Source organism: Archangium gephyra (assembly GCF_049060025.1).
GTDB classification, from domain to species: domain Bacteria; phylum Myxococcota; class Myxococcia; order Myxococcales; family Myxococcaceae; genus Archangium; species Archangium gephyra_A.
Genome location: NZ_JBMEQQ010000002.1, coordinates 9,621,290 through 9,641,512 on the forward strand (window position 1 = coordinate 9,621,290; position 20,223 = coordinate 9,641,512).

At 69.1% G+C, this 20,223-nt stretch carries 19 protein-coding genes and 1 pseudogene; 8 read left to right on the forward strand and 12 right to left on the reverse strand.

Translation table 11 applies throughout. The features are described 5' to 3' along the window. Positions 1 to 145 precede the first annotated feature (145 nt). The 3 genes and pseudogenes from ACN28I_RS42085 to ligA form a co-directional block, all read right to left on the reverse strand. The gene (locus ACN28I_RS42085) at positions 146 to 592 is read right to left on the reverse strand and encodes a DUF3052 family protein (RefSeq protein ID WP_420947507.1); all 447 of its coding nucleotides are present in this window, start codon (positions 590 to 592) and stop codon (positions 146 to 148) included. Then, positions 589 to 873 carry an acylphosphatase gene (locus ACN28I_RS42090; RefSeq protein ID WP_420947508.1) on the reverse strand — a complete coding sequence of 95 codons (285 nt, stop codon included), beginning with the start codon at positions 871 to 873 and terminating at the stop codon, positions 589 to 591. Before ACN28I_RS42090 ends, ACN28I_RS42085 begins: the two co-directional genes overlap by 4 nt. Positions 874 to 886: 13 nt before the next feature. Then, a pseudogene (gene ligA / locus ACN28I_RS42095) lies at positions 887 to 2,915 on the reverse strand (NAD-dependent DNA ligase LigA). 271 nt (positions 2,916 to 3,186) lie between these two features. On the opposite strand from ligA, the gene rho reads away from it, so the two are divergent. Together rho and ACN28I_RS42105 are read left to right on the forward strand one after the other, a co-directional pair. Continuing rightward, positions 3,187 to 4,809, forward strand: a complete 1,623-nt coding sequence (rho, locus tag ACN28I_RS42100; RefSeq protein ID WP_420947509.1) for a transcription termination factor Rho — start codon at positions 3,187 to 3,189, stop codon at positions 4,807 to 4,809. Positions 4,810 to 4,829: 20 nt separating this feature from the next. Continuing rightward, a complete protein-coding gene (locus tag ACN28I_RS42105) occupies positions 4,830 to 5,144 on the forward strand; it encodes a hypothetical protein (protein WP_420947510.1) in 315 nt (104 codons plus the stop codon). A 54-nt stretch (positions 5,145 to 5,198) separates the two neighbouring features. Here ACN28I_RS42105 and ACN28I_RS42110 read toward each other — a convergent pair whose 3' ends face one another. The 3 genes from ACN28I_RS42110 to ACN28I_RS42120 are packed head-to-tail and all read right to left on the reverse strand — an operon-like array spanning position 5,199 to position 7,637. Next, positions 5,199 to 6,383 (reverse strand): AI-2E family transporter, encoded by a 1,185-nt coding sequence (locus tag ACN28I_RS42110; RefSeq protein WP_420947511.1) that lies wholly within the window; start codon positions 6,381 to 6,383, stop codon positions 5,199 to 5,201. 31 nt (positions 6,384 to 6,414) lie between these two features. Further along, positions 6,415 to 6,873: a hypothetical protein gene (locus tag ACN28I_RS42115; RefSeq protein WP_420947512.1), complete on the reverse strand. Its 459-nt coding sequence runs from the start codon at positions 6,871 to 6,873 to the stop codon at positions 6,415 to 6,417. 26 nt (positions 6,874 to 6,899) lie between these two features. Further along, entirely contained in the window at positions 6,900 to 7,637 is a 738-nt protein-coding gene (locus ACN28I_RS42120; protein WP_420947513.1) for a glutamine amidotransferase, read from the reverse strand. 117 nt (positions 7,638 to 7,754) lie between these two features. Here ACN28I_RS42120 and ACN28I_RS42125 point away from each other — a divergent pair, with 117 nt between their 5' ends. From ACN28I_RS42125 to ACN28I_RS42135, 3 genes are read left to right on the forward strand one after another with little or no spacing between them, the layout of a single operon-like run. Next, entirely contained in the window at positions 7,755 to 7,946 is a 192-nt protein-coding gene (locus tag ACN28I_RS42125; RefSeq protein ID WP_420947514.1) for a hypothetical protein, read from the forward strand. A 52-nt stretch (positions 7,947 to 7,998) separates the two neighbouring features. Beyond that, positions 7,999 to 9,459: a glutamine synthetase family protein gene (locus ACN28I_RS42130; protein WP_420947515.1), complete on the forward strand. Its 1,461-nt coding sequence runs from the start codon at positions 7,999 to 8,001 to the stop codon at positions 9,457 to 9,459. Positions 9,460 to 9,468: 9 nt separating this feature from the next. Further along, the gene (locus tag ACN28I_RS42135) at positions 9,469 to 10,653 is read left to right on the forward strand and encodes an iron-containing alcohol dehydrogenase (RefSeq protein WP_420947516.1); all 1,185 of its coding nucleotides are present in this window, start codon (positions 9,469 to 9,471) and stop codon (positions 10,651 to 10,653) included. A 105-nt stretch (positions 10,654 to 10,758) separates the two neighbouring features. On the opposite strand, the gene ACN28I_RS42140 is transcribed toward ACN28I_RS42135, so the two are convergent. The 5 genes from ACN28I_RS42140 to ACN28I_RS42160 form a co-directional block, all read right to left on the reverse strand. Next, positions 10,759 to 11,394, reverse strand: a complete 636-nt coding sequence (locus ACN28I_RS42140; RefSeq protein ID WP_420947517.1) for a hypothetical protein — start codon at positions 11,392 to 11,394, stop codon at positions 10,759 to 10,761. 132 nt (positions 11,395 to 11,526) lie between these two features. Next, positions 11,527 to 13,359 carry an ArnT family glycosyltransferase gene (locus tag ACN28I_RS42145; protein WP_420947518.1) on the reverse strand — a complete coding sequence of 611 codons (1,833 nt, stop codon included), beginning with the start codon at positions 13,357 to 13,359 and terminating at the stop codon, positions 11,527 to 11,529. Continuing rightward, complete coding sequence (locus tag ACN28I_RS42150) at positions 13,356 to 14,318, reverse strand: hypothetical protein (protein WP_420947519.1); 963 nt, start codon at positions 14,316 to 14,318, stop codon at positions 13,356 to 13,358. The genes ACN28I_RS42145 and ACN28I_RS42150 overlap by 4 nt, the downstream gene beginning before the upstream one ends. Beyond that, positions 14,305 to 14,817: a hypothetical protein gene (locus tag ACN28I_RS42155; protein ID WP_420947520.1), complete on the reverse strand. Its 513-nt coding sequence runs from the start codon at positions 14,815 to 14,817 to the stop codon at positions 14,305 to 14,307. Before ACN28I_RS42155 ends, ACN28I_RS42150 begins: the two co-directional genes overlap by 14 nt. A 25-nt stretch (positions 14,818 to 14,842) precedes the next feature. Further along, on the reverse strand, positions 14,843 to 15,883 hold the full coding sequence (locus tag ACN28I_RS42160) for a CarD family transcriptional regulator (protein WP_420947521.1): 1,041 nt from the start codon (positions 15,881 to 15,883) through the stop codon (positions 14,843 to 14,845). A 228-nt stretch (positions 15,884 to 16,111) separates the two neighbouring features. Between ACN28I_RS42160 and ACN28I_RS42165 the strand changes: the two genes are divergently transcribed. After that, positions 16,112 to 17,104, forward strand: a complete 993-nt coding sequence (locus ACN28I_RS42165; RefSeq protein WP_420947522.1) for a phosphatase domain-containing protein — start codon at positions 16,112 to 16,114, stop codon at positions 17,102 to 17,104. After that, the gene (locus ACN28I_RS42170) at positions 17,101 to 17,985 is read left to right on the forward strand and encodes a hypothetical protein (RefSeq protein ID WP_420947523.1); all 885 of its coding nucleotides are present in this window, start codon (positions 17,101 to 17,103) and stop codon (positions 17,983 to 17,985) included. The genes ACN28I_RS42165 and ACN28I_RS42170 overlap by 4 nt, the downstream gene beginning before the upstream one ends. Here ACN28I_RS42170 and ACN28I_RS42175 read toward each other — a convergent pair. Then, positions 17,925 to 18,269, reverse strand: coding sequence for a hypothetical protein (locus ACN28I_RS42175; RefSeq protein ID WP_420947524.1), 345 nt, complete (start codon positions 18,267 to 18,269; stop codon positions 17,925 to 17,927). The two genes, ACN28I_RS42170 and ACN28I_RS42175, sit on opposite strands and share 61 nt — an antisense overlap. A gap of 145 nt (positions 18,270 to 18,414) precedes the next feature. On the opposite strand from ACN28I_RS42175, the gene ACN28I_RS42180 reads away from it, so the two are divergent. Further along, positions 18,415 to 20,220 carry an acyl-CoA dehydrogenase family protein gene (locus ACN28I_RS42180; protein WP_420947525.1) on the forward strand — a complete coding sequence of 602 codons (1,806 nt, stop codon included), beginning with the start codon at positions 18,415 to 18,417 and terminating at the stop codon, positions 20,218 to 20,220. Positions 20,221 to 20,223 lie beyond the last annotated feature (3 nt).

Sequence of the window (20,223 nt, forward strand, 5' to 3'; positions counted from 1 at the left end):
AAATCAAGAATCCACTTGGACCCCAAACGCCCCACCCCTGGTGGAACGTTCCAAGGCCCGAAAACAACAAAAGGTTTTCACGCCTGATACGACCTGTAAAGGCGAGACATGGAAAATGTCGGACTTCCGGCAGCTCGCCCGCTCCCTAGGCTTGGGCGGTGGGGGCCCGCTTCCGGTGGTCCGGCTTGTCCAGACGGCCCCGGGGACGGCGCACCAGGCGCAGGCCCGTCCAGGTGCTGTCGATGATGCAGATCTTGTTGTCCACCATGCCGATGTCGAGCGCGGCCTGGCGGATGAAGTCCTCGGAGAGGGACGTCTTGATGCCCTCGCCGCTGGGCCAGCACACCCAGATGCCCCCGGTGAGCGCCATGGCGCGCGAGAGGGCGGGCAGGCGCTGGACCAGCTCGTGCGCGTCCTGGGTGAAGAAGAGGATGACGTCCAGGCCCGTCTGGGCGGTGATGAGGAACTCCACCCCCTCGGGCAGCGGGTTGAGCCGCTGGACGAAGCCCCGGGGGGGATTGATGACGGAAACCTTGCTGCCGGACTTGATGCCCAACATGGCCGGCAGAGAAGCCAGCGCATAGGGAGTCATGAGCTACGCTCCACGGTGAAGGTGCTGAACTCCCCACGCGCCGGTTCATCGGCGCGCTCCACGTCCGTCACCCGGGCCTGGACGGGGCCACGGTGGCACCAGGTGACGAACGCCTCGATGGCCTCGGGTGCTCCCTCGACAACGGCCTCCACGGACCCGTCCGGGAGGTTGCGCACCTGGCCCGTCAGTCCGAGCCGCAAGGCCTCGGTGCGGGCGCTCTCCCTGTAGAACACCCCTTGCACCTTGCCTCGAATCCGGAGGCTTGCTCGCCGCCTGTCCATGATGCCGGCCCTTCTACCCTCTGGCGTCGGACTGCAAAAGCTGGAGGAACGCCTGCTCGTCCAGGATTCTTACCCCGAGTTCCTGTGCCTTCTTCAGCTTGCTACCGGCGTCCTCGCCCGCCACCACCATGTCAGTCTTGCGCGAGACACTTCCCGACACCTTGCCCCCCCGGCGTTCGATTTCCTCCTTGGCCTGGTCGCGGCTCATCCCGCTCATGCCCCCGGTGAGGACCACCGTCTTGCCGGCGAAGAGGCCGCCCTGGACGGCGCGGGGCGCGGCCGGAGTGATGCCCGCGGCCAGCAGCGCCTCGATGGCCTCGCGGTTCTGCGGCTCGCGGAAGAAGGAGTAGATGACCTGGGCCATGGTGGGGCCCACGTCCTTGACGCGGGAGATGTCCTCCAGGCTGGCCTCGAAGAGCTGGCGCGCGTCGGGGAAGGCCTCGGCGAGCGTCTTGGCGGTGGCCTCGCCCACGTGGCGGATGCCGAGCGCGTAGAGGAAGCGGGCCTGGGTGGTCTGCTTGGAGCGCTCGATGTTGGAGAGCAGGTTGTCGGCGCTCTTCTCGCCCATGCGCTCGAAGCTCCAGCAGCCGGCCCTTGGTGAGGTGGTAGAGGTCCGCGAAGCTCTTCACCAGCCCCGTCTCCACGAGCTGCGCGGCCAGCTTCTCGCCCAGGCCGTCCACGTCCATGGCGGTGCGCGAGGCGAAGTGGCGCACCTTCTCCACGAGCTGCGCGGGGCAGGTGGCGCCGGTGCAGCGGATGATGGTGCCCTCGTCATCCCGCATGGCGGCCGCGTGGCAGACGGGGCACTCGGTGGGGAAGACGAAGGGCTGGGTGCCCTCGGGGCGCTTGGACTCCACCACCTTCACGATTTCGGGGATGACGTCGCCGGCGCGGCGGATGAAGACGGTGTCGCCCTTGCGCACGTCCTTGCGGCGCAGCTCGTCCTCGTTGTGCAGGGTGGCGCGGCTGACGGTGACGCCGCCCACCTTCACCGGCTTGAGGTGCGCCACCGGCGTGAGCGCGCCCGTGCGGCCCACGTACACCTGGATGTCCTCCACCAGGGTCGCCTCCTCCTCGGGCGGGAACTTGTAGGCCACCGCCCAGCGCGGGCTCTTGGAGACCTGCCCCAGCCGCAGGCGCAGATCCTCCTCGTCCACCTTCACCACCATGCCGTCCACCTCGAAGGGCAGGGCATGGCGGCCCTCGACGGAGGCGCGGTACTGCTCGCGCACCCCCTCCACCCCCGGCGCGCGCACGTACCGGTTCACCGGCAGCCCGAGCGACTTGAGGTACTCGAGCTTCTCCGCGTGCGAGCGGAAGGCGGGCACGCCCTCACCGGGCACGCACTCGTACAGGTAGACGGAGAGCGGGCGCGAGGCGGTGATGCGCGGGTCCAACTGGCGCAGGCTGCCGGCGGCGGCGTTGCGCGGGTTGGCGAAGAGCGGCTCGCCCTCCTGCTCGCGCGCGTCGTTGAGCTTCTTGAAGTCCTTCTTGGAGATGAAGACCTCGCCGCGCACCTCGAGCGAGCCGGGCACCTTCACCCCGTCCTGGGGCAGCAGCTCCATGGGGAGGCTGCGGATGGTGCGCAGGTTGGCGCTGACGTCCTCGCCCTCGGTGCCGTCCCCGCGGGTGGCGCCCCGGACGAAGCGGCCCTGCTCGTAGAGCAGGGTGATGGCCAGGCCATCGAGCTTGGGCTCGCACACGTAGGCGACCTGCGCCAGGCCCGTCTGGCGGCGGATCCGCTCGTCGAAATCGGAAAGCTCTTCGTCGCCGAAGACGTTGGCCAACGAGAGCATCGGCGCGCGGTGCACCACCTTCTCGAACTTCTCGGCGGGGGCGCCGCCCACCCGCTGGGTCGGCGAGTCCACCGTGATGAGGTCCGGGTGCCGCGCCTCCAGCTCCTGCAGTTCCCGGATGAGCCGGTCGTATTCCGCGTCGCTGATCTCCGGCGAGTCGAGCACGTAGTAACGGTGGTTGTGGTGGGCGAGCTCGCGGCGGAGTTGCTCGATTCGGGCGGCGTCGGCGGTCTTCGAGGAGTTCACGGATGAAGGCTCGGCGGCTGGACTGAAAAAATTCGGGGCGTCGGCTGCCTGACTGGGCAGGAAGCGAGGATGCCTTGACAGCTCCGGAGGTGGTCAATAACCTCTTGCGGCGGCTCATGAGGGTTGTTGTCCCACCTCCAAGCCCCATCTCTTCCCAGCACAAGGTTCCACCACTCGCGAGGTCCCGGCAAGAAGGGAGCCCGAGTGCCGCTCTGAGGGTGTTTCGCCTACCGCGTACCCCAGGGCGCCAGCCAGCAGCAATCCCCCCATCATGGCCAAAGCCCGTTCCCCCAAAGAGAAGCTCCTGGTTCCCGTCGAAGTCGAGGAGAAGCCCAAGCGCCGCACGGCGCGGGCGAAGACGGCCGACCGGGACGACACCGAGAAGCCGGCGCGCCGCCGGACGGCGAGCCGCCGGGAAGACGACGTCGAGACCGAGACCGAGTCTCCCGTGGTCGCCGAGACGCCGCGCCCGGTGCTGACGCCGATGCCCTCCCATCCCCTGCGGGACGAGGAGTACCAGGAGGTCCGCGCCCACGCCGTGCACGAGGAGGAGGAGCCCTCCGCGCAGCCCTCCGCTCCCGAGCAGGCCGAGACGCCCGTGGTCACCGAGGTGACGCGCGACGGCGCCCCCATGCAGGTCATCAAGCTCAATGACCTGAAGCGGATGAAGATCACCGACCTGGCGAAGATGGCCCACGACTTCGGTGTCGAGGGCTACCAGGGCTTGAAGAAGCAGGACCTCATCTTCTCGCTGCTGTCGGGCATCGCGGACAAGAAGTTCGAGGTGCACGCCGAGGGCGTGATGGAGCTGCTCAGCGACGGCTTCGGCTTCCTGCGCAGCGCGGACAGCGACTACCAGCCGAGCCCGGACGACATCTACGTCTCGCCGTCGCAGGTGCGCCGCTTCAACCTGCGGCCGGGCGACACGGTGACGGGCCCCATCCGCCAGCCGCGCGAGGGCGAGCGCTTCTTCGCGCTGCAGAAGGTGGACCGGGTCAACTTCACGGACCCCCAGTCCGAGGCGGCCCGCGAGCGCATCCTCTTCGACAACCTCACGCCGCTCTATCCGACCCGCAAGCTCAAGCTGGAGCACGAGGGCTCGGAGATGACGACGCGCATCATCGACATGTTCTGCCCCATCGGCCTGGGCCAGCGCTGCCTGATCGTCGCGCCGCCGAAGGCCGGTAAGACGGTGCTGCTGCAGAACATCGCGCACGCCATCTCGCGCAACCACCCGGACGTCTACCTGATCGTCCTGCTGGTGGACGAGCGCCCCGAGGAAGTGACGGACATGGAGCGCAACGTGCGCGGCGAGGTGGTGAGCTCCACCTTCGACGAGCCGGCCACGCGTCACGTGCAGGTGGCGGAGATGGTCATCGACAAGGCCAAGCGTCTGGTCGAGCAGAAGTACGACGTGTGCATCCTCCTGGACTCCATCACCCGTCTGGCGCGCGCCTACAACACGGTGGTGCCGGCCTCGGGCAAGATTCTCTCCGGTGGTGTGGACGCCAACGCGCTGCACAAGCCCAAGCGCTTCTTCGGCGCCGCGCGCAACATCGAGGAGGGCGGCAGCCTCACCATCATCGGCACCGCGCTCATCGACACCGGCAGCCGCATGGACGAGGTCATCTTCGAGGAGTTCAAGGGCACCGGTAACTCGGAAATCGTCCTGGACCGCAAGCTGATGGAGAAGCGCATCTTCCCGACGCTGGACATCAACAAGTCCGGTACGCGCAAGGAGGAGCTGCTGCTGCCGCAGTCGGACCTCATCCGGATCACGGCGCTCCGTCAGGTACTGCACCCGTTCACGCCGATCGACGCGATGGAATTTGTGCTCAAGCACATGCGTCCGACGGCCTCGAACGCCGAATTCCTCGGCTCGATGAACCGGTAGCACCGGTAGGGAGTCGACCTATGCGCCGCACCCGCTCTGTGTCTCTGTCCGCCCTCGTCCTGGGGGCGGTGCTCGGATTGCTGGCCGGGTGCGAGCCGATCGACCCGGACTCGCTGGGCAACCCGGCGCCGTTGTCCAACCGCATCTGCTACCAGGACTCGGATTGCACGGGGAACGCCTGCTGTGGGCTGGGGACCAACCCCACCCACGTGCAGGACGGGCCTGACTGCAGCAACGTGCGGTGCACCAACAACTGCCCAGCGGATGGGCTCGACTGTGGGCGCTGCTACGTCTTCTGCCGGGACTCGCGCTGCGAGGCCGCCTGCCAGGGCTGAGCCACTCCTCCCTCTCCCTCTGGGAGAGGGTCGGGGTGAGGGTCTACCCCTCGGTTACTTCGGCGGCTCGAGGTGCACCTCACCCAGCTTGGGCTGCGCCTTGACGCGGGCGTAGTCGAAGCAGGCCACCACGATGGAGGCCACGGGCACCGCGAAGAGCGCGCCCACCAGCCCGAACATCTTCTCCCCGGCAATCAGGCTGAAGGCCACGATGACCGGGTGGATGCGCGCCGCCGAGCCCATGATCTTCGGGTTCAGGAAGTACGCCTCCAGTGCGTGGATGCCGATGATCCACAGCAGGATGGCGAACCCCTTCTGGAAGCCGTCCGCCAGTGCGATCAGCACGATGGGCACCGAGCTCAGGATGGTGCCGAAGATGGGAATGAGGCTGAAGACCGTGGCGATCGTGGCCAGCAGGAACGCGAACTTCACCCCGAACAGCACCAGCCCGATCCCCGTCAGGATGCCGTTGACCACGCAGATGGTCACCTGCCCACGCACCACGCCGGACAGCGAGCGGTCGATGCGCTCGAGCAGCAGGTTCGCGTCCGCAGCGTACTCCGCCGGCACCAGGCTCGTGAAGTAGCGCACGATGGCCTGCGCATCGATGGAGAAGAACGCCGCCACCATCAGCATGAAGAACAGCATGAACACGCCGGCCACCACCGACGTGATGATGTTGCGCGACACCGTGACGATGTCGCCCAGGTGCTCGCGCCCCAAGGCCGACAGGCTCATGGCCGTGTCCTGGATCGTCTTCTCCAGGTTCACCGACAGGCCCGTGCTGGTCACGCCCGTGCGGATGTCCTCGGGCGTGGCGATGGCCAGCGGAATCCCATTGGCCCGCAGCCAGTCCTCGGCGCGGTCGGCCAGCACGTGCACGCGCTCGGGCGTGAGCGAATTGAGGAAGGCAATCCCGTCCCGGCTGATGCGCGCCAGCTCCCGGTAGAGCTGCGGCACCATGGTGACGAAGAAGATGTACGCCACCAGGAAGAACAGGGCGTAGATGAGCAGGATGGCCACCCAGCGGGGGATGTTCCGCCCGCGCACCTGGACGAGCGTGAGGCGCGTCACCAGCGGGTGCACCAGGTAGGCGATCAACGCGGCGCTCGCGAAGGGCAGCAGCACCGAGTGGAAGAGGACCAGCACCGCCACGACGGTCAGCCACAGTCCCGCCAGGATGTAGAGGCGCTTGCGGCGTTGTTCCGCCGGGAGATTGAGCTCGTGGGGCTGCAGCATGAGCGGCTTATCGCAGAGGGAAGGGCGGGTCTCAAGAGAAGGGCGTCTGAACCATCCTCAAGCGAGCTTCCAGGCGGTCGAGACACTGCAACATCAGCCGCCGGTTGACGCGCCCCTCCGTGGCCTCACCCAGGCCCAGCATGTGGTCCACCAACCACCGGTTCAGGAATAGCAGCACCAGCCGGTCGGTGGGGGCCAGCCCCCGCTCCAGGTAGCGCTTGTTGCGCATGTAGTCGTCGTACGCCTCCAGCTCCCGGGCCAGCTCCCAGCGCGAGAGCCGGAGCGCCTCGTCATAGACGGCGCGGGCGGGGCGCGGGGGCGGCTCGGTGAAGAGCGTCGCGAACTGGCCCCCCACGTCCAGGTCTACCTCCTGGACGGGCGGCGGCCATTGCTGGAGGTCCTTGGCGAGCAGCTTCGCCACCTCCTCCAGCATGTGGTCGATGAGGGGGACGGGCTTCGTCTCGAAGAGGTAGTCCCAGCGCGAGGCCATACCCTCTACCTACCCCAGCCCCGCCCTCAGGTGAACCGCTCCACGAAGTTCCGCAGGATTCGCTGCCCGGCGGGCGAGGGAGCAATCCCCGCCAGCAGCCGGTTCACCCGCTCGCCGGGCGGGTGGCCCCGGTGGGTTGCTTCGACCTCCAACTTCTCCGCGCGGGCGAGAATCAGTGCCCGCATGGCCGCCGGGTGGACCTCCGGGTGGAACTGCACGCCCCGGATGAGGGGCCCGAAGGCGAGCGCCTGCACCGCCGTGTTCGCATTGCCCGCGAGCACCGTCGCCCCCTCCGGCGGGTGCTCGACGATGTCTTCATGGGTGGCCTGGACGGTGATGCGCTCGGACAATCCGTGGAAGAGCGGGTCCTCGCGGCCCGCGTCGCTCAGTGCGACCTCCACGGTGCCGATCTCCCGCCCGTGGGTGTTGCGCACCACACGCGCCCCGTGGGCATACGCGAGCAACTGGTGCCCGAAGCACACCCCGAGCACCGGGATGCCGTGGGCCGCCGCGTTCACCATGAACTCCGCGGAGCGCTCCATCCATGGCTCCAACTGTGTCACCGACGCTGGCGAGCCCGTCATCATCACCGCGTCGTAGCCCGAGGCGTCGTCCGGTAACCGGGCGCCCCGGTGCACAGGGAGGATGTCGAACTGGCAGCCTCCGCGCCCCAGCGACTCGACGAACCAGTGCTCGTAATCACCGACGCTCAGCTTCACGGCGTGGGCCGCGTCCCCAGTTTTCAAAAGCAGAACGTTCTTCATCTCGCCTCTCGGTGGGCCGGGTTGCCGCCCTGTACGGCGGTCCCTAGCTTCGGCTGCCGCTTCCTGTTGACGCCCGCACGTGCCGCCGGTGCGCGCCCGGGCTCCCGAGGAATTTTCATGACCGACGCTTGCTCGCTCTCTCCCCAGCTTCCGGCGCTCAAGCTGCGCATCGAGGGCCAGCATGTGGACCCCGGGCAGGGCGGAACCCTTCGGCAGGAGTCCGGCTGGGGCAGCGACCTGTCCCATCACGCCCTGGAGGGTTACCTCCAGACGAAGGCAGTGTGGACGACGCTGCCTTCGGAGATTTGAGGAAAGGCCGGGCGCGGTCATGGGCGTCGGGCGAAGGAGAGGGAAGAGGCCAATGGCGAACCGTTCCAAGGCGAAGGTCATCACCCTGCCGCAGCCCGCGGGCAGGCGCGCGCGCTCCAAGGACAAGGATCGCGGCAATGTCAGGCCCTTGCGTGAGCCGTCCGACATGGACGTGCTGCAGAAGTGGATCGAGGAGAACGGCGTCCGCCAGGTGAAGATCGGCGGAGTGGACATCGACGGCGTCTGGCGCGGCAAGTACGTGTCCGTGGAGAAGTTCCTCTCCGCGTGCAAGGGCGGGCTCGGCTTCTGTGACGTGGTGTTCGGCTGGGACATCACCGACGAGCTGCTCGACAACACGCGGGTGACGGGCTGGCACACGGGCTACCCGGACGGACAGGCCAAGGTGGACATGTCCACCGGCCGCATCATCCCGTGGGAGCCGGACACCGCCGCCTTCCTCCTGGACTTCGTCAACCCGGACGGCTCGCCCTTCGAGCCGAGCCCGCGCCAGCTCCTGCAGAAGATCAACGCGCGGGCGAAGGAGATGGGCTACCAGCCGAAGTTCGGCGCCGAGTACGAGTTCTTCATCTTCAAGGAGACGCCGCAGTCGCTGAAGGAGAAGGGGTACGAGCGCCTGACGCCGCTCACGCCGGGCATGTTCGGCTACTCGTGGCTGCGCACGTCGCTCAACGCGCCGCTGGTGCACGCCATCATGGACGGGTGCCGCGACTTCGGGCTGGAGCTGGAAGGCTTCCACACCGAGACGGGCCCGGGTGTCTTCGAGGCGGCCATCCGCTACGACGACCTGGAGAAGGCCGCGGACAAGGCGGCGCTCTTCAAGACGGTGGTGAAGGAGATCTGCTCGCGCCACGGGCTCACCGCCTGCTTCATGGCCAAGGTGGACGAGAAGCTGCCGGGGTGCTCGGGCCACATCCACCAGTCGCTGTGGTCGCTCAAGAGCCACGAGAACGTCTTCCACGACCCCGAGTCCCGCGACGGCATGAGCACGACGATGCGGCACTACATCGGCGGCTTGATGGAGCTGATGCCGGAGCTCACCGCGCTCTACTGGCCCACGGTGAACACGTACAAGCGCAGCGTGGAGAACACGTGGGCGCCCGTGTCGGCCACGTGGGGCAAGGAGAACCGCACCACGGCGGTGCGTGTCATCGGTGACAGCCCCAAGTCCATGCGCCTGGAGTACCGCCAGACGGCCGCGGACATGAACGCGTACATCGGCATGGCGGTGAGCCTCGCCGCCGGCCTGTGGGGCATCGAGAACGAGGTGGAGCCCCCCGAGCCGTGCGCGGGCAACGGGTACTCGGCCGAGGCGCCGATGCTGCCGCGCTCGCTGCGGGAGGCCGTGACGCTCCTGAAGGAGTCGAAGCGGGCCCGGCAGATTCTGGGCGACGAGTTCGTGGACCACTACGTGCGCACGCGTGACTGGGAGGCGCGGCGCTACGAGCGCGCCGTCACGAACTGGGAGCTCGAGCGCTACATGGAACTCATTTAGGAGATACCGATGAAACCGTTCGACATGCCGAACGAGCCGCGCATCACCGAGCTGTCCTGGCCCACGAAGATCGTCCTCGGGGCCGGTGCCCTGCAGCGGCTCCCCGCGCAGGTGGCGCGGCTGAACATGAAGCGCCCCCTGGTGGTGACGGACGCGGGCGTGGTGAAGGCCGGACTGGCCCAGCGTCTGTATGACGTGCTCCAGGGGGCTGGCGTGGGCTTCGCCACCTTCGAGGAGGTGAAGCCGGACCCCACCGAGCGCGATGCCTTCGCGGGCCTGGAGGCCTACCGGGCCAACAAGTGCGACGGCATCATCGCGATTGGCGGCGGCAGCCCGCTGGACGCGGCGAAGCTGGTGCAGGTGCTCACCACGCACGAGCCTCCGCTGTCGCGCTACGACGACGCGACGGGCGGGGACCAGTACGTGCGCGACAACATGCCTCCGCTGATCGCCATTCCGACGACGGCGGGCACGGGCTCGGAGGTGAGCCGCTCGGGCGTGGCGACGCTCTCGGACACCGGGCGCAAGACGGTCATCTTCAGCCCGTTCCTCATGCCCAGGGCCGCCATCTGCGACCCCGAGCTGACGCTCGGTCTGCCTCCCGGGCCCACCGCCGCCACGGGCATGGATGCCTTCACGCACTGTCTGGAGGCCTACCTGTCCAACGGCTTCCACCCGCTCGCGGACGCCGTGGCCATCGACGGCATTGCCCGCGTGGCCCGCTCGCTGCCCAAGGCCGTGGAGCAGGGCCGCGACCTGGTGGCCCGCACCGACATGATGGTGGCCGCCATGGAGGGTGCCATGGCCTTCCAGAAGGGGCTCGGCGCCTGCCACGCGCTGGCGCACGCCCTCACGCCCATCTCCGGTGTGCACCACGGTCTGGCCAACGCCATCGTCCTGCCCGTGGTCATGGAGTTCAACCGCCCCGTCACCACCGCGCGCCTGGCCCGCGTGGCCGTGGCCATGGGCGATACCTCGAACTCGCGTGAAGAGGTGCTCGCGGGCAATGCCATCGAGCGGGTGCGCAAGCTGAACGCCACCGTCGGCATTCCCTTGCGGTTGCGTGACGCGGGCGTGCAGGAGAAGGACCTGGTCCGCATCTCCGAGAAGGCCTTCGTGGATGCCTCGCACCGCGGCAACCCGCGCCCGTGCACCCAGGAGGAGCTGCTCGCGATGATCCGCGAGTCGTTCTAGCGGATCGCTGGGCCCCCCTCCTTGTCGCAGTGGGGAGGACGGGCCCAGGCACCCTCACCCCGTCCCTCTCCCGGAGGGAGAGGGGAAGTTGAGGGAGAGGGGACGTTACTTCACGGCGTCCGTGGCCGTCGCCGGGCCGCTCCCGCCTCCGTTCGGCGGCGGCGTCACCTGCGGCGGCGCCAGGTCCTGCCCCGGATCCTCCACCTCGGCCTCCTCGGTCTGGCTCCCTTCGGCCTGGCCTCCCTCGGCGAGGTCCGTGGTGCCCACCACCGCTCCCGTCACCGGCTCGCCTCCCGGCTGCGGCGTGAACTCCAGCATCTCCACCGACACCGAGCCCGGCAGCCGGAAGTCCATCGCCGTCAACCGCGGCTTGTCCCTCAGGTCATAGAGTTGCTGCGCCACCGAGCCCGCCTGGATGCGCTGGTCCGAGAAGATGATGTACGCCCGGACCTTTCCCTCCTCCACCGGCACCCGGAAGCTCGAGTTGTAGATGCGCTTGCCGGCGTCGCATTTGATCGACCGGTTCTCGCGCGTCATCGTGAGCTGCCGGATGATGCCCTTCTCCGACACCGTGAAGAGCATGCAGTAGGGGTGCTGCCCCTCCTTCGGGATGATCTCCATCGCGGAGCCGCTCACCATCTTCAGCTCCGCGCGCGCGGTGCTCGCCGGCTGCTTCTGCTGCTGCGTGCAGCCCACCGTGCCCAGCGCCACCACCGCTACGGCTTTCATCCACCGAGTCATGTGCCCCTCCTGATGACTTCCACCATGGTCGTGAACCGAGCCTAGCCCGGAATCCGGAGTCCTGCCCCGGGGGCCTGCTCGCCGTCTCGCCTTGAACAATCAGGGACCTCCACCTACGCGCCGCGTCATGTCTCAGCGGCGCTGGTAGACGATCACCTGCGGCGTCTCGTCCAGGTACAGCCCCGTGACCGGCGTCCGCGTCCCGTAGGCCTGCCAGACGTTCATCTCGTGCTCACGGAACTCCTGGTGGTACTGGTACGCCGCGATGTCCGAGTCGGACGGCCCGCCCGGCTGCAAGTCGCTCCGCAGCATCCCGTTGCGCTGGTAGTCGCGGAACGACAGGCCGTTCACCTCGTGCAGGAAGACACGCGCGTTGCGCGGGGCGTGCTCGTTGATCCACGGCAGCACTCCCGTCACGTTGCTCGACCAGAACTGGCGCTGCATCCCCAGCGACGCCGCGCCCGGTACGCCCCCCGCCAGCTCCGAGTAGTAGCTCGTGCCGTACGGGAACACGCGCACCAGCCCGATGAGCGCCGGCAGCATCAGCAGCGCGAAGACGGGCGCCGCCACCGCCGCCAGGGGCACCGCTGGCCAGCGCACGCGCAGCCGCTCCAGGAGCGCCTCACAGCCCCGCGTCACCGCCACGCCCGCCAGAATCCCCAGGAAGGGCATCGACGGCAGCCAGTGCTTCACCCCACCGAAGTGCGGCACCTGCGGATGGCTGATGATGAGGATGGCCGCCACCGCGTTGAGGCCCACCAGGCTCTCGGCCAGCGAGGGCGCGCGCACCAGGGAGCGCGTGCGCTCGAAGAGGCTCAACACCGCGCGTCCGGCGAGCACCCACCAGCCCGTCACCATCGGCACGAAGAGGCTGGTGGGCACGGTGAGCGCCGTCTTCACCACCACGTACGCGAGCGGGAAGGGCGGCTCGCGCAGCAGCTTGCCCAGGTAGAACCAGGTGTAGTGGTTGTGGGTGGCGTGGAAGTTCAGGTACCAGGCCGTCCGCTCCACCGGCGCGTGCCAGAGGTAGGGCCAGTGCAGGTAGAAGATGACCGGCCCGAACGCCGCCATGGTGGCCAGCGGCAGCAGGGCGAGCGCCGAGGGCGGGTGCACCTCGTTCAGCAGGTGCAGCATTCCCAATGCACCTACCGCCAGCACCGCGAAGAGCAGCGTGTGCGGGCTGAGCAGGAAGAACTTCCGCTGGAAGTCCTCGGGCCCGAGGCTCACCACCAGCAGCCCGTACAGCACCGCCACGGCCGCGAAGAGCCCCAGCACGCGCCACAGCCAGACGCGTGCATCCGGCCGGTCCACCGTGGTGGTCCACGCGCGCCACAGCGCGAAGGGCGCGAGGATGAAGGGCAGGAAGAGCGCGTTGTGCTTGGTGCACAGCGCCAGGCCGAAGAAGACGCCGCACAGCACGCCCCAGTTCCTGTCCTCCAGCGCGCGCCAGAAGGCGTACACCACCAGCAGCCACATGGCCGCGATGGGCATGTCGAAGCAGGCCAGCTCCGAGTTGAAGTACTGGCGCGGGATGAGCAGGAAGGAGAGCGCCGCGAACAGTCCCGCGGTGCGGCCGTACACCGCGCTGCCCAGCAGGAAGGTGAGGGCGGGCACCAGCGCCGACAGGGCGAAGGCCGGAAGCCGGAAGGCCGCCGCCGGGCGCAGCCACCCGAGCGTCTCGTGGAAGAGCAGGTGCGAGAGCCCGAACAGCTCCTTCATCAGCGCCGGGTGCTCGTGGTTGTAGTCCCAGGCGCGCACGATGGCCGCGTCCGTCAGGGCCCGCGCGGGCTCGCGGAAGAGCTGTTGGAACCAGCGGGCATAACCCTCGCCCGCGTAGAAGTAGACGCTCTCGTCGCGCGTGAAGCCCACCGCGGCCTCGGTGGCCCACAGCGCCACGAAGCCCAGCACCCACAGCCCCAGCGCCAGCCAGCGCTCGTCCCGCGTCGGAGCCCGGCCCGCCGTCATGTGCCCTCCCTCGAAACCACCGCCCCGTCTCCGAGCGCGAAGACATCCAGGCACACCTGCCGCCTGTCCGGATTCTCCGCCCGCACCCACACCTTCACCGTGCGGGCCTCACCCGGCGGCAGCGCGCGCGACGCCTTCTGCAGGCCCTCCAGGCCCGGCGGCTGGGCGATCTCCAGCAACGGCTCGCCGCTGGCCACGTCCTCCACGCCGTAATACGTGGTGCTCAGGCGCGCGTCGCGGTGCGAGGCGTACTCGAAGATGAGGCCGCCCTCGAGCCGCAGCTCCGTGCCCGCGGGCACCCCGTCGAACTCGGCCACCAGCCGCTGCATCCCGCCCGGCGCGTGCATCCACAGGCAGTGGCGCGGCTCGGAGTTGATCTCATGCCACTCGGGTGCCACGTACAGGTGCGGCGGCCCGGGACAGCGGTGCACGCGCCCGTCGAAGGGGCAGTCGCGCCGCGTGCCGTCCCGCGCCTCCAGGTAGACGCGGGCCTTCACGTACGCCTCCGACGCCACGAAGCGCCGGGGCCGGTGGCGGCCGTTCTCGTACAGCGTCAGCTCCAGGTTGCCCGCCCGGCGCGAGGTGCCCACGGCGGTGCGCTGGGGAAGGAAGGCCGCCTGGAAGTCCGCTTCACCGGCGCGCGGCAGCTCCGGCTGGCCCAACACCCACACCCGAGGGTGCGCGCTCAGGTCGTCCTTGTCCGAGCCGAGGTAGCCGTACACCGGCAGCTCCGGCGGCAGGTAGAGCCGGGCCCTCTCGCTCCACCACGGGAAGAGGAGCACCGCGTCACCGAGGCGGGCCTCGGCGCGGAGCCAGCCGGCCACCGTGCGGTAGTCCGCTTCGGAGGCAAGCCGGCCGGGCAGGCGGAGCTGGAAGACGAGACAGGCGAGCGCGACGAGCAGCAACCCCCCCAGCTCCAGCAGGGGAAGGGCGCGCGGGAAGGACCTAGGACTTCGCAAGGCGGAGCTTCTGCTCACTCTTGTCGCGGCAGAAGGTGCAGAAGGTGGCCTCGCCCGCGGCGAACGAAGGCGTCCAGGGCGGATACATGGAGCAGCGCGGATCCAGGCAGTGGTGCAGGCCCCACAGGTGGCCGATCTGCTGCAGCGCGTTGCGGGCCACGGGCTTGAAGGCCGTCTCCAGGTCCTTGTACCCGTGGGTGCTGATGATGGCCCGGCTCTGGTTGTACTGGGCGAAACCCGGAGTGGGCGCCTTGCCGCCGCCCAGCTCGCGCTCCTTCAGCTTGCGCGAGGTGATGAAGAGGACCTTGTCGTCCTCATAGGCCCGGATGCCCTTCATCTCCGTGAGCAGCTTCTCGGCATCCAGCGGCTCGGACATGCCCGCGGGCACCTCCTTCTGGCCGGAGTGCTCGCTGCCCACGCCGAACGCCGTATAGAGCGTCTGGCAGAGCTTCGCGATCTGCTTTTCGTCGAAGGAGTCCAGCGTCACGACGCGAATCACGGGGCGTCACCTCGAAAGATGGGTGTCACTCATCGGCCTCGATGTCGTCATCATCGAAGTCGGCATCCTGCTCCTCGGCCTCCTCGGTCTCGGGAGCCTTGGCCTTGGGCGGGCGGCCCCGCTTCTTGGGCGCGGGCGCGGCGGCCTCGGCCCCCTCCGCCGGCTTGGCCTTGGGCGGACGGCCGCGCTTCTTCGGCGCGGGAGCCTCGGCGCCCTCGGGCTTGGGCTTGGGCGGACGGCCCCGCTTCTTGGGCGCGGCGGCCTCGGCCCCCTCGGGCTTGGGCTTGGGCGGACGGCCCCGCTTCTTGGGCGCGGCGTCGGCACCGCCCTCGGCGGGCATGGCCGCGGCCTTCTTGCGGGGCTTGGCCTCGCCCTCCTCGTCCTCCTCGCCGGCTTCCTCGGAGGACTCCTCCTCCTCCTCGGCGGGGGCCTCCTCCTCGTCCGGAGGCAGGTCCAGCTCGGTGTCGAGCCCGAGCAGGTCGGCGTCCAGGCCGAGCTCCTCGTCGCCCTCCCCGGGACGGGGCGCGAACTCGGCGGCGGTGCGCTTGGGGCGCTCGCGGCCGGGCGGGAAGAGCACCAGGTCGATGGCGTCCTCGGCGTTGCAGTCCGAGGTGTTGAGCGCGGCGGCAATCTCGGACACCAGCAGGTGCCGGGCGTTGTCGTACAGCTCACGCTCCTTGGTGGGCAGCGGGCGCAGCTCGCTGAGCACCTGGAGCCCCTTGACCACCTCGGCCAGGCCGATGAGGCCACCCTGCGCCATGCGGTCCTGGTTGGTGCGCGCGCGCATCTTCCAGTCCAGGTCCGCCTTGTCGCTGTCGGAGCGCAGGAACTCGAAGACCTGGGTGACGTCCTCGGGGCCCGCCACCTTGCGGACTCCGATGGAGAGCACCTTGGTCTGGGGCACCATCACCACGGCCCCATCCTCTTCGCGGCGCATGGTGACGAAGGTGAGCTTTTGACCCGCCACCTCCTTCACTTCGATGGCCGAGACACGGCAGACCCCCTGGTTGGGGTAGACCACCCGGTCGCCGACCGCGAGCTGGAGTGATGCGGATCCGTCTTGCATGTCCCCCTCGTGAGACGCGAGATCAGTGAGAGGTCGTAGCATCAACCCTCAACGGATGCCACGACTTACAGGAGGCGGATGTCCGGTCCCTGGAGATCCGGGCGGCCAGCCAGGCGTGCGCCCCGGGGTTGGAGGGGCAGACGTAACAGGTCTGTAGCGCGACACTCCTCCTGGAACGGTGGCCGCGCGTATCATGCGCCGCTCAACACTTGCCCGAGGAATCTCCTGGTGAACGCCCCCATCCGCCTCGCCGCGCTCGTCCTCGCCCTGGCCTCCGCCCCCGTGCTCGCGGCCCCGACGGTGCTGCTCTCGCCGGCGCTCGGCCGCCCCGGGAGTGTCACCCTCGAGGGGCGCGTCCTCGCCGAGACCCCGCACGGGAGCTCTGCCCTGACGCGCAACCTGCGGAGCCTGACGGCCCGCAACTGGAAGGGCGCGAAGGTGGAGGTCTCCTTCCAGGGCACCGTGGCCACCGTCACCAGCGGGGAGGATGGCAACTTCCAGGTGACCCTCCAGCCGGCCGGAGGCGGCTCGTTCCCCCCGGGCCGCCATTCCGCCCAGGCGAGCGTGACGGGCGCGAAGACCACGGCCTCCGTGGAGATCCTGGCGGACCCGGCCCCCTTCCTCGTCATCTCCGACTTCGACGACACGCTGGCCATCTCCGAGGTGACGCAGCCGGACAAACTGGTCGCCAACGCGCTGCTGCGCGACGAGGAGACCCAGAAGGCCGTCCCCGGCATGCCGGGCTTCTACGGGTGCCTCGGTGCGAACGCGGAGGCGCGGCCGGGCTTCGCGCTGGTGAGCGGCTCGCCCGTCCAGTACCTGCCCCGGGTGGGTGGATTCCTCGACCGCCACGGCTTCCCGGAGGGCTTCGGCCTGTTCCTGCGTGACCTCGGGCCGCGCTCGCTCTCCGACTACAAGCAGCCCATCATCCGGAGCCTGCTGCATCGCTTCCCCCACCCCGTGGTGCTCGTGGGCGACTCGGGCGAGAAGGACCCGGAGGTCTACGCTCAAATCCGCGAGGAGTTCCCCGGGCGCGTGCGCGCCATCTACATCCGTGACGCGGGGAACACCGCGGACGCCGCCCGCTTCCAGGACATGGTCCTCTTCCAGGAGGCGAGCACGGCCGCCCTGCACGCCGTGCAGGCGGGACTCGCCCCGCGTGCGTGTGTCTCCGCCGCGTTTCCCCAAGCCACGCCGCGAGCGGAGCAGGGGACTCCATGAGCCTGAAGCGGGTGTTGGGATTGGCCCTGGTGCTGGCCGCGGGGTGCAGGGAGGAGAAGCCGGCCGAGCCGCTCTCGTCGCTCAAGCCGCCGCCGCTCCCGGTGCTCGCCGCGGAGGACGCTCGCTTCCAGGTGGCTCCGGCCGAGGTGTACGGCGAGCCCGTGCCCGGGAAGGTCCTGCGGGTGGAGCTGGCGGGCGAGGCCGTGCGGCTCGGTGGGGAGTGGTTCGAGCCCTCCCGGCCCGAGGACCAGGCCCGGCTGCGCGAGCGGGTGAAGGAGCAGGGGGTGCTGCTCGTGCCCGACGCGGACACGTTCCTCGCGCAGACCTCCGAGCTGCTCGCCGTCCTGCGCGACTCCGCGCGGGAGGTGTGGTTGCTCCACCCGGACGCACCGGCCGCCTACCCGCTGGTGTTGCGCGACGAGCAGGGCTTCCAGGCGTGGCTCGCCGAGGCCGCTCCCGGCAAGCTGCGCATCATCCAGCGGCAGGACGGCTTCGAGCTCACCACCAGCGTGGGGAAGCTCCCGGGCCCCGACGCCAACGGCCCCTCCGTCCCCGTGCGTGGCGGCAAGCAGGATATCGCCACGCTGCGCAAGGGGCTGGGGAAGCTGAAGGGGCGCTTCACCACCTCCGAGGACATCTGCCTCGTGCCCTCGTTCGGCACGGAGCTGGCGCAGGCCGCGCGGGCGCTCAGTGGGGTCTACGTGGCGCCCGGCGAGCCCCTCTTCGAGACGCTGTGCTTCATCTACCCGACGCCCCGGGCCCCCGCCGTGGCCGGAGCCTCCGGCGGGACAGTAGGGTCTCGGAAGGCAGGCGTGCGGGCTCAGTCCGCGGCGACGCAGACGGAGGTGGGGTTGTCCTGGAAGCCCCCCCGGCACCGGTAGCCCGTGCGGCAGTCGTCGTCCGAGCCGCACCGCAGGAAGCAGGCGGACACGTCCGAGGCGTAGCCCTGGCTCACACAGCTACTGCCGGTGGGACAGGTGTCGTCCTTGCCGGGCACGCAGGACTGCGAGCAGTAGCCCCCTGGCGTGAAGGCCTGGTTGTTGATGCAGAAGCCCTTGTCTCCACACTCGGCATCCGTGGTGCAGGCATCGCCCACCGTCGCGCCACAGCCCACGAGTCCCAGTCCCAACAGCACGGCTCCCAGCACGTTCCAGCGCAGCTTCATGGCGTCACTTCCTCCGCGAGTCCAACTCGGTTGAGAAGGGGCGGGCCTGTCGCTACTACCGCCCTGATGCACCGCGCCATATCTTGCCCGGCGCGGTGGCACAACTGCCTCCCGAGCGAGGAGGCAAGCTCCTGGAGGATTCCGAATGGCAGCAGTGCTCGAGCAGGCTCGTCCCGGTACGGTCCCCGTTGGGGGGGCCTTCCTCTTCAATGACGTGGGTTCGGTGCGCATCACCACGCCCGAGCTGTTCACTGAGGAGCAGCGTCTCTATCTGAAGACGGCGCTCCAGTTCTCCACCGAGCAGGTGCTCCCCCAGTCCAACAAGATCGAGGCCAAGGACAACGCGCTGCTGCGCGACCTGCTGCGCCGGGCCGGCGAGCTCGGCCTGTTGATGATCGACATCCCCGAGGCCTACGGGGGCCTGGGCCTGGACAAGACCACCTCGCTGCTCATCGCCGAGGCCATGAGCATGCAGGGCTCCTGGTCCGTGTCCTTTGGTGCCCACACGGGCATCGGCACGCTACCCATCGTCTGGTTCGGCAACGACGCCCAGAAGCAGAAGTACCTGCCGAAGCTGGCCACCGGCGAGCTCGTGGCGGCCTATGCCCTCACGGAGCAGGGCAGTGGCTCGGATGCGCTCGGGGCCAAGACGAAGGCCGTGCTGTCGCCGGATGGCAAGGAGTGGATCCTCAACGGCTCCAAGCTCTACATCACCAACGCGGCCTTCGCGGACGTGTTCGTGGTGTTCGCCAAGGTGGACGGCGACAAGTTCACCGGCTTCATCGTGGAGAAAGGCACGCCCGGCTTCACCGTGGGGCCCGAGGAGCACAAGATGGGCATCCGCGGCTCCTCCACGTGCCCGCTCTATTTCGAGGACGCGCGCATCCCCCGGGAGAACCTGCTCGGCGAGGTGGGCAAGGGGCACAAGATCGCCTTCAACATCCTCAACTACGGCCGGCTCAAGCTGGGGGCGGGCGTGCTCGGCGGCATGAAGCTGCAGCTGCGCAACGCGCTGCTCTTCGCGCAGGAGCGCAAGCAGTTCCAGACGGCCATCGCGAGCTTCCCGCTCATCCGCGAGAAGCTGGCGCGGATGACCACGCTCATCCACGCGCTGGAGAGCATGACGTACCGCACGTCGGGCCTGGTGGACGCGGTGCTGGCGGGGGCCGACAAGACGGCCGACGACTACTCGGCGCGCCTCATCACCGCCATCGAGGAGTACGCCATCGAGTCCTCCATCATGAAGGTGTACGGCTCGGAGGCGCTCGGGTACGTGGTGGACGACGCGGTGCAGATCCACGGTGGCGCGGGCTACATCGAGGAGTACCCGGTGGAGTGCGCCTATCGCGACGCGCGCATCAACCGCATCTTCGAGGGCACCAATGAGATCAACCGGATGCTCATCGCGGGGATGCTGCTCAAGCGCACGATGAAGGGCACGCTGCCGCTCTTCGAGGTGGCGCAGGCGGTGGACGAGGATCTGGTGGCGGGGCGGATGCCGAAGGCGCGGGTGCAGGACGCGCTGGCCGCGGAGGAGCAGGCGGCGGAGAACCTCAAGCGCCTGGCGATCTACACGCTGAAGGTGGCGGCGGAGACGTTCGGCCCGGAGCTGGAGCAGCGCCAGGAGGTGCTGGCCACGGTGGCGGACATCGTGATGGACGCGTACGCACTGGACTCGATGGTGACGCGCACGCGCCAGGCGGCGGTGGACGGGAAGCTGGATGCGGCGCGGGTGGCGATGACGCGGCAGTACGCCACCGACGCCAACGCCCAGTCCTACAACCGGGCCCGGCGCGCGCTGTGCGCCACCGTGAAGGGTGACGCGCTCCAGGAGCACCTGTCCAAGGTGGCGCGGCTGGAGCTCTTCACGCCGTACGATCCGGTGGAGCTGCGCGAGACGATCCTCGCGGCGGTGGAGAAGGCCACCGGCTACCCGCTGTCCGCGGTGTAGTGC